General features: G+C 33.3%; 10 protein-coding genes. 4 read left to right on the top strand and 6 right to left on the bottom strand.

The features are described 5' to 3' along the window. Positions 1-181 precede the first annotated feature (181 nt). Positions 182-1,666 (bottom strand): N-acetylglucosamine-specific PTS transporter subunit IIBC, encoded by a 1,485-nt coding sequence (gene nagE, locus KA893_RS01825; RefSeq protein ID WP_037538265.1) that lies wholly within the window; start codon positions 1,664-1,666, stop codon positions 182-184. Positions 1,667-1,842: 176 nt separating this feature from the next. Continuing rightward, positions 1,843-2,466: a lysophospholipid acyltransferase family protein gene (locus KA893_RS01830; protein WP_011302881.1), complete on the bottom strand. Its 624-nt coding sequence runs from the start codon at positions 2,464-2,466 to the stop codon at positions 1,843-1,845. 166 nt (positions 2,467-2,632) lie between these two features. Between KA893_RS01830 and KA893_RS01835 the strand changes: the two genes are divergently transcribed. After that, positions 2,633-3,907 carry a S1C family serine protease gene (locus KA893_RS01835; protein ID WP_210125546.1) on the top strand — a complete coding sequence of 425 codons (1,275 nt, stop codon included), beginning with the start codon at positions 2,633-2,635 and terminating at the stop codon, positions 3,905-3,907. A gap of 289 nt (positions 3,908-4,196) precedes the next feature. Here the strand turns inward: KA893_RS01835 and tyrS are convergent, their stop codons facing one another. Beyond that, complete coding sequence (tyrS, locus tag KA893_RS01840) at positions 4,197-5,459, bottom strand: tyrosine--tRNA ligase (protein WP_002483013.1); 1,263 nt, start codon at positions 5,457-5,459, stop codon at positions 4,197-4,199. 405 nt (positions 5,460-5,864) lie between these two features. Between tyrS and KA893_RS01845 the strand changes: the two genes are divergently transcribed. Then, positions 5,865-6,776 carry a biosynthetic peptidoglycan transglycosylase gene (locus tag KA893_RS01845; RefSeq protein ID WP_210125548.1) on the top strand — a complete coding sequence of 304 codons (912 nt, stop codon included), beginning with the start codon at positions 5,865-5,867 and terminating at the stop codon, positions 6,774-6,776. Between the two features lie 237 nt (positions 6,777-7,013). On the opposite strand, the gene KA893_RS01850 is transcribed toward KA893_RS01845, so the two are convergent. Next, positions 7,014-8,681, bottom strand: a complete 1,668-nt coding sequence (locus KA893_RS01850; protein WP_069822064.1) for a formate--tetrahydrofolate ligase — start codon at positions 8,679-8,681, stop codon at positions 7,014-7,016. Between the two features lie 596 nt (positions 8,682-9,277). Further along, entirely contained in the window at positions 9,278-10,987 is a 1,710-nt protein-coding gene (gene acsA, locus KA893_RS01855; protein WP_210125550.1) for an acetate--CoA ligase, read from the bottom strand. 179 nt (positions 10,988-11,166) lie between these two features. Between acsA and KA893_RS01860 the strand changes: the two genes are divergently transcribed. After that, on the top strand, positions 11,167-11,799 hold the full coding sequence (locus KA893_RS01860) for a hypothetical protein (protein WP_002483009.1): 633 nt from the start codon (positions 11,167-11,169) through the stop codon (positions 11,797-11,799). A 13-nt stretch (positions 11,800-11,812) separates the two neighbouring features. Next, complete coding sequence (locus KA893_RS01865; protein WP_037538258.1) at positions 11,813-12,970, top strand: acetoin utilization protein AcuC; 1,158 nt, start codon at positions 11,813-11,815, stop codon at positions 12,968-12,970. Between the two features lie 296 nt (positions 12,971-13,266). On the opposite strand, the gene ccpA is transcribed toward KA893_RS01865, so the two are convergent. Next, on the bottom strand, positions 13,267-14,256 hold the full coding sequence (gene ccpA, locus KA893_RS01870; protein WP_002483007.1) for a catabolite control protein A: 990 nt from the start codon (positions 14,254-14,256) through the stop codon (positions 13,267-13,269). Between the last annotated feature and the right edge of the window lie 88 nt (positions 14,257-14,344).

Raw genomic sequence — 14,344 nt, forward strand, 5'->3', positions numbered from 1 at the left:
TACTAGTATATCGTACTATCTTACTATGAAAAGAGCAATGTATTTTCAAGATAAATCATGTGAAAATAAAAGCGGTCAAAGATAAAATTTTTAAATTATTTAAATTTTTCCTTTTCCAATAATGAAGCGATTAAAAAGTCTGAGACAATGATGGATGTCTCAGACTTATCAAGCATTGTATTTAATTTTCCATTTGTACTTCTATTTCATCAGCGATTTGCTGTACCTGCGTACCAATAATGACCTGTGTATTATGTTTACCACTTTGTGTAACACCTACAGCACCTGCGCCTTTAATTTTAGCTTCATCAATTGCGCTATTATCATGCAATTCCATTCGTAAACGTGTTGCACAGTTTGTTAATGACATAATATTTTCCTTGCCGCCAAGACCTTCTAAAATTTGTTTAGCTGGTTGCGAATATTTATTTGTCGATTTAGTTTGTATTTCATTTTCATCAACATCAGCTGTTGTAGCTTCATCTGATGTTGGATCAGGAAGTAAATTATCGCCACGTCCTGGTGTGTTTAATTTCAGTACTTTTATAGCAAGTCTAAATACAACATAATAAATAACAAAGAATACTAAGCCTTGTACAAGTAGCATATAAGGTTGATTAGATACTGGATTGATTAATGACAAGACATAGTCAATTAATCCTGCACTAAATGAAAATCCAGCTGTCCAGTGAAATAGTGCTGCTATAAACATAGATAAACCCGTTAATAATGCATGGATAACAAAAAGTATTGGTGCAACAAACATAAATGAAAATTCAATAGGTTCGGTAACACCTACAAAAAATGCTGAAATTGCGCCACCAAACATTAAACCATATACACGTTTTTTCTGTTTTGATTCTGCAGTATGATACATAGCTAAAGCTGCTGCTGGAATACCAAACATCATAACTGGGAAAAACCCAGCCATGTATCGTCCTGTAACACCATGAACTGCACCATCGCCAGTTTGGAATTTTGCAATATCATTTATACCTGCTAAATCAAACCAAAATACTGAGTTTAAAGCGTGATGTAAACCTGTCGGAATTAACAAACGGTTGAAGAAACCATACAAGAATGCACCTACAGGGCCTAAGTCTAAAATCCATGTCCCAAATATAACGATTGCTGAAAAAATGAACGGCCAAACAAATAACATGATTACAGCCAAAATAATACTAAAAAAAGCTGTTAAAATCGGTACTAATCGCTTACCACTAAAGAAGGATAAAGCTGTTGGTAATTCTGTTTTACTGAATTTATTGTAGGTATATGCTGCAATTAAACCTATAATTAAGCCGATAAAAACATTTGAATTATTCATTTGTTCAAATGCTGCATCCACACCCGTCTCTTTAACCCCCAGTAACGGCGCCAATTTTTCTGGACTCAATACTACTGTCGTTAAAAAGAAACCTACAGCTGCCGCAAGTGCTACAGCCCCATCATTTTTCTTAGCCATACCTAATGCTACCCCAATAGCAAAGAGGATACCAAGTTGCTCAAGTATCGTAGAACCTGCAGAAGAAAAGAATGCAGCTACTGTCGGTAATATCCCCAATGCCAATAATGCGTTACCGATACCTATTATGATTGCTGCTGCTGGTAAAACTGCAACCGGTAGCATAAGAGATCTACCTAGTCTTTGAAAGAAACTAAACATAACAATTCCCCATTTCAAATAGTTAATTACATATAAAAAACACCACATGCACAATATAGTCCACGTGGTGTATGTAAACGATTTACTCGCTGTCATTGTACAATTACATAATAACACATAATTTAAAAATTACGTATAAAAATATAATAGTCTTACTATTTCAAAAACATTGAATATTAATTATTATTTTTTACATAATCATTTAATTCCGATTGTAATTGTATTGTTTTTCTTTCTAATTCTTTTGTTAAATATTCTAGTTTTTCATTACGTTTCATTGTTTTTGGTAAATTTTTAGTTTCAATCGGTTCACCAAATTTAATAATGGCTTTCCCAGTAACTAAACCTTTGATCTTTTTAGGACCCACATATGCTGCTGGTAATATTGGGGCTTGCGCCATTAAAGCAATCGTTACTGCACCCCTTTTCATTGGTGCACCTTCATCATATTTCATACGATGCCCTGTTGGAAAAATACCAACTGTTTTATTTTCTTTTAATAACTTAATGGGTTTTTTTAGTGTACTCGGTCCCGGATTTTCTCTATCGACTGGAAACGCATTAAGAGAAGATAAAAACTTGCCAAACCATTTGTTATTAAACAATTCTTTCTTCGCCATATAATGAATTTGATTTGGATAAATTGCAGTTCCTAACATAATCACTTCATTATAGCTTTCATGAGTACATGTCACAACATATCTATGAAGTTGCGGAATATTTTCTTTTCCTTGAACTTCTAATGATTTACTTATTTTCAGTATGATCAATTCCAATAGACCACTTATAAATTTATACATCTTCACACCTACTTCGTTTTGCTAATATTTACTTATTGATTTTATCATTTAGTCTTATTATGAACAAGGAGATTTATATTTCAGTCTAAAGTCGTATAGTGATATACTAGAAAAAGTTGTATAAAACTTTCATAATAGGATATAGAGTAATTATCGGAGGTAGTATATGTCAGAATTTAACAATGAAAATAATACAAATCAGCAACCAACACAAACGACTCAGCCATCAAAAAAGAGATTCAAACCTAAATTCCCGTGGTTTAAAACCATAATTGTTGCCTTAGTTGCAGGCATTATCGGTGCCTTAATTGTTCTAGGAGTGGGAAGACTTATGGAAAGCACGGTACTTGATAATGGTGGTTCCGATGTGAACGAAGCTTCTAATCATAATAGCGGTGGAAATACCTTAGATGGTAAAAGCGATAAATATGATTCAGTTAATCAAATGATTAATGACGTCTCCCCTGCTATTGTTGGTGTAATCAATATGCAGAAAGCACAAAATTTAGATGACCTTTTAAAAGGTAAATCAAATAAATCACAAGAAGCTGGCGTTGGCTCAGGTGTCATTTATCAAAAAAATAATGGTTCTGCTTATATTGTAACCAATAACCATGTCATTGATGGTGCGAGTGAGATTAAAGTACAATTGCATAATTCTAAACAAGTCGATGCTAAATTAATCGGTAAAGATGCGTTAACAGATATGGCCGTACTCAAAATAAATGATAGCAAAGGTACCAAAGCCATTGACTTTGCTAATTCTTCAAAAGTAAAAACCGGAAATAGTGTTTTTGCGATGGGTAACCCTTTAGGCTTAGAGTTTGCTAATTCTGTAACATCAGGCATTATCTCTGCGAGTGAACGTACGATTGACACACAAACATCCGCTGGATCTAATAAAGTAAATGTACTTCAAACTGATGCGGCAATTAACCCTGGTAATTCAGGTGGTGCATTGGTAGATATCAACGGTAACCTTGTTGGTATTAATTCGATGAAGATTGCAAGTGAACAAGTTGAAGGTATCGGCTTTGCAATACCTAGTAACGAAGTAAAAGTAACCATTAAAGAACTTGTAGAAAATGGTAAAATAGAACGTCCTTCTATCGGCATTGGTTTACTTAACGTAAGTGAAATTCCAGAACAGTATAAAGACCAACTGAAAACGTCACGTAAAGATGGCGTATATATCGCTAAAGTTGAAGGAAACAATGGTCTTAAAGAAGGAGACATCATTACACAAATTGATGACAAAAAAGTGAAAGAAGATACAGATGTTCGCTCCTATCTTTATGCAAATAAAAAACCCGGTGATACAGTGAATTTAACTGTAGAACGTAATGGTAAAGAACAAAATATAAAAGTAACATTAAAAGAACAAAAATCATCGAATAACAATGATAGTTCTGAAAGTGAAAGTTCGTCACCTTTTAATTAAATATAAGGTAAGCTATTTAAGTTAATATTTCATATTGGTTTTAAGTCTGGGACATCCATGAATGTCTCAGACTCTTCTTTATATATTGGATACTAAATCTTAAAAATCTATCGTACTATCAAACTATTTTTAGCACTGCTTTTTAAAACTACTTTCACATTCATATGAATTAGTAGTTCTTTAAAACAGTGAGACTTTACTTTTTCCATTCATTCGTCTACTACTCAATAGAAAAGATCGCCATCCCTTGAAACATTCATTCAAAGGATGGCGATCATGTTTAAATATGTTATTTGTAATTAACCATAAAGTATTTTTTCTTACCACGGCGAATAATCGTGAATTTATTTTCGATTTTATCTTCATTTGTAAGTTCATAATTTACATCTTGCTGTCTGATACCATTAATATAGATAGCACCATTGTTTACATCTTCTCGTGCTTGGCGTTTAGAAGATGAAATACCAGTCTCAACAATGATTTCAACAATATTTCTAGTTTCACTACTTAATTCTACTTGAGGTACATCTTTAAAGCCTTCTTTTAATTCTGAGGCAGATAGTGATTGTAAATCACCAGCAAATAGCGCTTGTGAAATACGAATAGCGTCATCTAATGCATCTTGACCATGTATAAAACGCGTAACATTTTCTGCTAAAGCCTTTTGCGCTTCACGTAAATGTGGTGCTTCATTTAATGATTTTTCTAAAGCTTCAATTTCTTCTTGTTCTAAGAAAGTGAAGTATTTCAAGAATTTAATAACATCATCATCTGTCGTGTTAATCCAGAATTGGTAAAATTCATAAGGACTGGTTTTTGCTGCATCTAACCAAACAGCGCCCCCTTCAGTTTTACCAAACTTTTTGCCGTCTGATTTTACTACTAAAGGAATAGTAAGCCCATAAGCCTCTGTTTGACCGTACATGCGACGCATTAACTCTATACCACTTGTAATGTTACCCCATTGATCTGAGCCGCCTACTTGTACCTTACAATTGTACGTTCTATTAAGATGACCAAAATCAATCGCTTGTAAAATTGTATATGTGAATTCAGTATAAGAAATACCGTGCTCTAATCGTGTTTGAATAGAATCTTTACCTAACATGTAATTCACACCTACATGTTTACCATAATCACGTAAAAAGTCGATTAAAGAAATTTGTCCTAACCAATCTTTATTATTAACAAGTTTTGCACCTTTTTCAGTATCAAATTCAAATATTTTATGCATTTGTTTATAGATACCTTGTACGTTTGTTTCGACCTGTGCTTCAGTTTGTAAAGTACGTTCTTCAGATTTACCAGAAGGATCGCCAATCATACCTGTCCCACCACCAATTAATACAAGTGGGCGATGTCCATGCTCTTGAAAGCGGCGTAGTGTTAAAAATGGTAATAAATGACCGATATGCAAACTATCTGCTGTTGGATCTGCACCACAATATAATGTCACTTGCTCTTTGTTCAAGATGTTTTCTATTCCAGACTCATCTGTTTGTTGATAGATTAAACCTCTCCATTTTAAATCTTCTAATAGTGCGTTTGTCATTGTATCAACCTCCTGTATTAATTAAGATATCGCTTTGAATAAAAGTTCGAGTTAAGTAGTATGTGTTAAATTGCAACATATATAGATTTCTAAAAAAATAGAAAAACGCCCTTACAAATTAATGTAAGGGCGCATGCGCACGGTACCACCATACTTTAAGTCAAATAACTTTATTAATGATACGTTCATTAACTAAAACGTTTGGATTCATTAAAAACTTAAGGTGTATTCACAAATTATGTAACATTAGTTCACAGCAACCACTAACTCTCTTTAGTTTACACAAAACGCTACTTCTCCTCTATCCAAAAACGATATCGAATTGATACTTATTATAATTAACTATAATTTAAAAGTCAATAACATAAATTGTGTTATAATGTTGCTTAAATAAGGAGGCAACATATGACGCACCAAAAAGTTGAAAATAATTTACAACATCAACCGCAAATATCAAAGTATGAAAAATTTGAAATCATTTACAAAAAACTCAAACATATTTTTATTGGTTTTTTTACGATTCTTACATGTACCTTAATCATACTATTAGCCATTACTGTATTTTATTTTCAAAGCATCACTAAAGAATCAGAACACATATCTGATAATACACTAAGATTGAAATTGCTTAATATTACCGGTACTCAGGATATTAACTATAGTAATCAACATATCCTTTCCGAATATAACCAATCATTAAACCCATTAATAGTGGGTCCTAAAAATGTTAATAAAAATATAATTAAAGCATTAACAGCTTCCGAAGATAGCTTATTTTATAGACATAATGGTATTTTACCTAAAGCATTACTGCGAGCAGTTGGACAGGATTTATTTAATACCGATGCAGCAACGGGCGGCAGTACAATTACTCAACAATTAGTAAAGAATCAAGTCTTAACCAACGAAAAAACTTATGATCGAAAAGCAAATGAGCTTGTGTTGTCTATGCGCGCTGAAAACTTACTAACAAAAGATGAAATTATATATACATATTTAAACATTGTACCTTTTGGTCGTGATTATAATGGAGCTAATATATCTGGTATTTCATCAGCTTCCTATAGTTTGTTTGGAAAGCCACCTTCAGAAGTTAATATTGCTGAATCTGCATACCTCATTGGTTTATTACAAAGTCCTTATTATTACACACCTTATCAAGAAGATGGTGTCCTCAAACCAGATGATCAAATTCAAATAGGCATCAATAGACAACATTATGTATTAAAACGTATGTTAGTTGAAAAGAAAATAACACAGCATGAATTTAATCAATCAGAAAAATTTGATATCAAAAAGCATTTAATGACAAAATAAATACATAAAAATCGCTATAAAATAATCTGTGTCAGTTAATTATTTCATAGCGATTTTTTATAGTTTTAGATTAGAGTCATATCTATGCCTACGAAATTTTAAAGTAGTATGTGACTTTTAACATCGTAAGCGTATAGACAATAAATTAAGAAAGCAACCTAATGCGCGAGCACATTAGATTGCCATTATAGTTAATAAAAATGTCTGTTAACAACATTTCATTGTGCCGTTAAACTATTAGAATAAACCTACTGCATGTCCATCATCTGTAACATCCATATTTAATGCTGCTGGTTTTTTAGGTAAACCTGGCATTGTCATAATTGCACCTGTTAAAGCAACAATAAATCCTGCACCTGTTTTTGCTTCTAATTCACGAATAGTAATTTCAAAACCTTCTGGTGCACCTAACTCTGTAGCATCATCCGTAAATGAATATTGTGTCTTAGCCATACAAATAGGATAGTTATCCCAACCATTTTCTTTAAATTGTTTTAATTGTTTCTGAGCTTTACTACTAAATGCAACTTTGGCACCACCATAAATTTCTTTTACAATGGTTTCAATTTTATCTTCTAACGGTTGTTCTAATTCATATAAATGTTTGAAATCTTGTGGTTGATCGATGACTTCTAAGACTTTGTTAGCTAAATCGATACCACCTTTACAGCCTTTTTCCCAAACTTCTGTTAGAGCTAAACGCACGCCATTTTCTTTGGCCCACTGTTCAACAAATTCAGTTTCTGCTTCTGTATCATGTACAAACGCATTTAATGCAACTACCGGTTCTAAGCCATATTTCTTAACGTTTTTCACATGGCGTTCTAAGTTTACGATACCTTGTTTTAATGCGTCTACGTTCTCTTCTTTTAAGTTATCTTTAGCTACACCACCATGCATTTTAATAGCACGAATTGTTGCAACGACAACTACGGCAGATGGTTCAAAACCTGCTTCACGCGCTTTGATATCAATGAATTTTTCTGCACCTAAGTCAGATCCAAAGCCAGCCTCTGTAACTACAATATCTGCTAAATCTCTAGCTGTCTCTGTAGCTAAGATTGAATTACAACCATGTGCAATGTTGGCAAATGGGCCACCATGTACTAATGCAGGTGTTCCCTCAATTGTTTGTACCAAGTTCGGTTTAATCGCATCTTTTAAAATCATCGCTAACGCACCTTCAACTTTTAGGTCAGCAACGGTTACTGGCTTACGACTAGGTGTATAACCGATTGTAATATTACTTATTTTAGATTTTAAGTCGTTTATGTCGTTAGCTAGGCATAAAATGGCCATTATTTCTGAAGCGACCGTGATATTGAAACCATCTTCACGTGGTACACCTTGTGTAGGACCACCTAGTCCAACAATCACATTACGTAACGCACGGTCATTCATATCTAATACACGTTTCCACTCGATACGTCTTTGATCAATCTCCAATTCATTTCCCTGATGAATGTGATTATCGATAAATGCAGATAATGCGTTATTCGCTGTAGTAATCGCATGGAAGTCACCATTAAAGTGTAAATTAATGTCTTCCATAGGTAATACTTGTGCATAACCACCACCAGTGGCACCACCTTTGATACCAAATGTTGGCCCTAATGCTGGTTCACGAAGTGCGACCATTACTTTTTTCTTAAGTTGATTGAATGCATCTGCTAAACCAACCGTAACAGTTGATTTACCTTCACCAGCAGGCGTAGGACTCATAGCAGTAACTAACACTACTTTACCTTTGCCATTATTCTGTTGAACCTGATTAATATCAATCTTGGCTTTATAATGTCCATAAGGTTCTAGTGCATCTGAAGGAATTCCCGCCTTCTCAGCAATTTCTCCTATCGGTTTTAATGTTGATTGATTTGCAATATCTAAATCAGATAAATGTGCCAAATTCATTCGCCCCTTCTTAAAATAAACTTTTAAATCAATAATCTTTATATGCTAGTGATATATACTACTGATAAAAAATAATTCCTTACATAGTTAATTTTAACCAACTTAAATAGCATTGTCGACAAACAGAGATAGCGCTTTCAAATTTATATGTGTAAAATTGTAAATTTAAACTAAAAACATATACTTATATTGTACTATTACACCATATGTCGCTATGAGTTTTAATTCATTAATCATGGTAACTTACTTTACTTATATATCGTAGTTTATCATAATGCTTAATACATCTGCTTTCTATAAATTTTTTCAGTACTTCCATTTATGTAAATGAAGAAATTAAAAATTTTAAATTGCAGTGCTAATTACTTTAAATCACTATCTTGAATCAATTAACGATTTATTGTTAATAGGCTAAATATTGCTAAGTTGTTATTATTTTAAATTAATAAAAGCTATACCCTTTAAATGTTTAAGGATATAACTTTTGTTTCATTTTAATCATTTATACAATTGTATTTGATAGCTACGATAATAAATTAAATATGATTTCACTTTAGCATGTAAATTCAACTCGTCTTTTATCGTTTATACTAGTCTTCCATAGTACTTAAATCGCCTTCTGGCAGATCTAATTCCCATGCTTTTAATACGCGACGCATGATTTTACCTGAACGTGTTTTTGGTAATTTTTCTTTAAATTCGATTTCTCTTGGTGCAGCATGTGCCGCTAAGCCTTCTTTTACAAACTTACGAATTTCTTTTTTAAGTTCATCTGATTCTTGATAATCAGGTCGTAACGCCACAAATGCTTTGATAATTTCACCACGAACTGGATCTGGCTTACCAATTACACCCGCTTCAGCTACTGCTTCATGTTCAACCAATTTAGACTCAACTTCAAATGGGCCAACACGTTCACCAGCTGTCATAATCACATCATCAACACGGCCTTGGAACCAATAATAGCCATCTTCATCTTTATATGCAGAGTCGCCTGATACATACCAATCTCCAATGAAATAAGAATCATATTTCTCTGGATTTTTCCAAATGGACACCATCATAGATGGCCAACCTTTTTTAATCGCTAGATTACCCATACGATTCGCTGGTAATTCATTACCTTGATCATCAATGATTGCTGCTTCTATCCCTGGTAAAGGTTTACCCATTGAGCCTAATTTTACATCCATAGAAGGATAATTGACGATCATATGACCACCAGTTTCTGTCATCCACCACGTATCGAGTACACGTTTGCCAAAGACATCTTTTGCCCATTTAATGACCTCTGGATTTAAAGGTTCGCCAACAGATAAAATACTCTTGATTGAAGAAAGATCATATTTTTCAACTACATCATCCCCTGCACTCATTAACATTCTAAGTGCTGTAGGTGCTGTATACCAAATGGTAACTTTAAATTCTTCAATCATACTGTACCAAGCCTCTGGTGAAAATCTTCCACCAGCAATACAGTTTGTTACACCACTTAACCAAGGACTAAAGATACCATATGATGTTCCTGTGACCCAACCAGGATCTGCAGTACACCAATAAACATCATCCTCTTTAAAATCTAATACATACTTACCTGATATATAATGTAAGAGCATTGCTCTTTGTGCATGTAAAACACCTTTAGGTTGTCCGGTAGAACCAGAAGTATAGTGAAGTATCAAACCGTCATCCATTGTTAACCATTCCGTATCAAATGACTCACTTGCTTGTTGGAATTCACTATTAAAATCGACATAGTTTTCATCAACGGCTTCGTCTACGACAACAATTGTTTCTAAATGAGGTAGATTTTCTTTAGGAATTCTAGGAAGTAACGCATTCGTTGTAATAATTACTTTTGCTTCACTATTTTGTAAACGATCTCCAACCGCTTTTTCCATAAATGCTTCAAATAGAGGTCCAACAATTGCACCTATTTTCAAAGTTCCAAACAACGCAAAATAGAGTTCAGGTGTTCTCGGCATAAATACAAAAACACGATCTCCTTTTTCAACATTTGCTTTTTCTTTTAAAACATTCGCAGCTTTATTTGAATTGATTTTCATTTCTTCAAAAGTATAACTTTCTTTACGTTTATCATCTTTATAATGTAAGGCAATTTTATCCCCTTTGCCTTCGTCCACATGACGATCTATACATTCATGTGCCATATTAACATTGCCAGATTCGTACCATGAAAATGATTTTTCTACATCTTTCCAGTTAAAATGATTGTATTCTTTTTCATAGTCTTGAAGGTTAAAATCTCCACCTTCACCTTTATAAACTTCTACTTTCATTTTAAATCCCCCTCTGAATGAAATCGCTTGCTTAAAAATTATTATAACGAATGTTATCGGAATTTTCAAAATAATAAGTGTAAGCGTATTTATTTATATGTTATTTTTCCTCTTTTTAACTTATAATGTAGATAACAAACTTGTTGACTATATTATATGCGGTAGTTTGGAGTGAAAAAATGAAACATATCAAAACATATCAATCTCAAACCTATCACTTAAATGAAGGTGATTTTATAATAGAAGGTCCTGTACCACTTTCTTCACTCGATACGATGACGTTTGATGATGGTTTATATGCATTTCGACCACCTAAAGATCAATTTGAAGCAATAAAAGAAATCAGTGAACTAGAAGAAGGTCGTATCTATGTCTTACATGAAGCACAACATATCATCGGTTATGTGACTTATCACTATCCAGATCCACTCGAACGTTGGTCTAGTGGCAATCTAGATTATTTAATCGAACTTGGTGCTATTGAAATCAGTTTGCCTTATCGACATTTACATTTAGGAAGTGAACTTATCAAATTAAGCTTAAAAGCAGATGAATATGAAGATTATATCGTATTAACTACAGAATATTACTGGCACTGGGATTTAAAAAATTCTGGTCTCGACGTATATGAATATAAAAAACTAATGCAAAAACTAATGGGTTATGGGGGCCTTGAAATTTTTGCTACTGATGACCCTGAAATTACAAGTCATCCTGCAAATTGTTTAATGGCAAGAATTGGTTCACGTATTTCAATCAATCAATTACAAGAATTTGATAATATCAGATTTATGAATCGCTTTTTCTTTTAAAGGGGAGAAATTTATGAGTAATATGCAACAAACTACGGGCTATGTATACGCAAATGAATTACTTCAATATCGTTTCAGCAATGATCATCCTTTTAATCAAATGAGATTAAAACTAACTACAGAATTATTGTTAGATCTAGGCAGTTTAAAGCCTGAACACATCATAACACCGAGAATCGCAACAGATGAGGAATTATCACTAATACATTCTTACGACTATATACAAGCCATTAGACGTGCGTCCCATGGTATTTTAAATTTAAAAGAAGCTAAAAAATATGGCTTAGATGGTGATGATACATTGCAATTTAGACGGATGCACCAACATAGCGCTAGAATTGTTGGTGGTGCGTTAAATTTAGCTGATGCTATCATGGATAAAAGCGTTAAAAATGGTTGTCATCTCGGAGGTGGCTTACATCATAGTCTACCAGGTCGTGCAAATGGATTTTGTATATATAATGATGTGGCTATCACTATTGCTTACTTGATTAAACACTATAATCAACGTGTATTATGTATAGACACAGATGCACATCATGGTGATGGTACACAGTGGAGTTTTTACACTGAAGACCAAGCTTTAATTTATTCGATCCATGAAACAGGCAAATTTCTATTTCCTGGATCTGGACATTACACAGAACGTGGTAATGAGCAAGGTTTCGGCTATACAGTTAATATTCCTTTAGAACCATACACAGAAGATAGCTCTTATTTAGAGGTATTTAAGCAAACGATTGAACCTATTATTGCTTCTTTCAAACCAGATATCATTGTTAGTGTTCATGGTGTGGATGTGCATTATTTGGACCCACTAACACACATGAGTTGTACATTAAACACACTTTACCAAATTCCTTATATCATTAAATCTTTGGCTGATACATATACAAATGGCAAAGTCATGATGTTTGGCGGTGGCGGTTATAACATTTGGAAAGTAGTGCCAAGAGCTTGGTCACACGTATTCCTAGCGCTTATAGAAGCACCACCACCACAAGGTCAATTACCATCACAATGGCTTGAAAAATGGCAACCTTATGCTACCTGTACTTTACCAAAGCACTGGCAGGATGATAAAGAAAATTACATCGATATACCTAGAGAGGAAGAAATTACAGCTACCAATTTAAAACATGCACAACAGGTAATTAGTTGGTTTAAATAGTAAGATTTATAGTTAAAATAATAATTTGAACAACTTGGTCATTTTGAAGAAATCCGCCTAAAACATTGTATGTTAAAAATTTTAGAAGCATTTACTGTTAAGCTTAGATTCATCACCCTACTATGGGTGAAAAATACATGTTCACACCGTATCCCAGATATACATGACCTTTCAAAATATAATAAATACAAAAAAGCTCATCTTCAATATGTACTAGCTCAGAGTATAAATTAAAGCCTACACAATAATTTGTGTAGGCTTTAATTTATATATTTGCTTTAAAACGCATTGACGATTTATTTCGTCGTCCCTCTATATTCAATTCTATGTGGAAGAATAACATTCGGTTCATCAATTTCTTCTTCATTCATATATTTAGTTAATAATCTCATACCTACTGCACCAATGTCATATAAAGGTTGAATAACACTTGAAAGTTGTGGTCTTACCATCTCAACTAATCTTGTGTTGTTAAAACTAATGATTTGTACATCCTCTGGAACGTTCACACCTTCATCTTGTGCTGCATGTACAAGACCAATAGCTTGTTCATCACTGATTGACAAAATCGCATCTGGTTTTCCAGATTTTAATGATTCAAATGCGCGTAGCCCATCTTTGTAAGTTTCATTGCCATTAAAAATAAGTTCATTTTTTAATTCAAGATGATTTGAATCTAAAACCTCTTTTAGTCCAGTCAATACATCTTCTTGTGCTTTTTTGGAATAATCGCCACCGACAAACGCAAATGTTTTAGCACCTTTTTCAATCAATTCAGTAGTAATTTCTTTTGCTGCTGTTTTGAAATCAATATTAACTGATGAAATACCTTCATCTTTACCATTTGTTCCTGAAACAACAACTGGTACAGATGATTTATTAATAAGTTCTTTAATTTCTTCTGAAATAGTACCACCTAAGAAGATAATACCATCTACTTGTTTACTAAGTAGATTATTGAAAATTTCTTTTTCTTTATTTGGATCGTTATCTGAATTAGAAATAATAGAATGATATTTATACATTGTTGCAATATCTTCTAATCCACGAGCCAGTTGTGAATAATAAACATTTGAAATATCTGGTATGATTACGCCAACTGTTGTTGTACGTTTACTTGCTAATCCTCTTGCCACTGCATTCGGACGATAATTTAATTTTTTGATAACATCGTTAACCTTATCACGTGTTTCCGGCTTAACATTCTGATTTCCATTGACAACACGTGAAACAGTTGCCATAGAAACGCGAGCTTCACGAGCTACATCATATATTGTTACAGTCATATTTTTCCTCCTTGAAAGCGATTTCTTTATCATTGTAACTTGTTTTCATAACATTTTCAAAGTTTACCATATTTTTGCTCATTGTAAA

This window comes from Staphylococcus sp. GDY8P126P, assembly GCF_017891965.1.
Classification (GTDB): Bacteria; Bacillota; Bacilli; order Staphylococcales; family Staphylococcaceae; genus Staphylococcus; species Staphylococcus saprophyticus.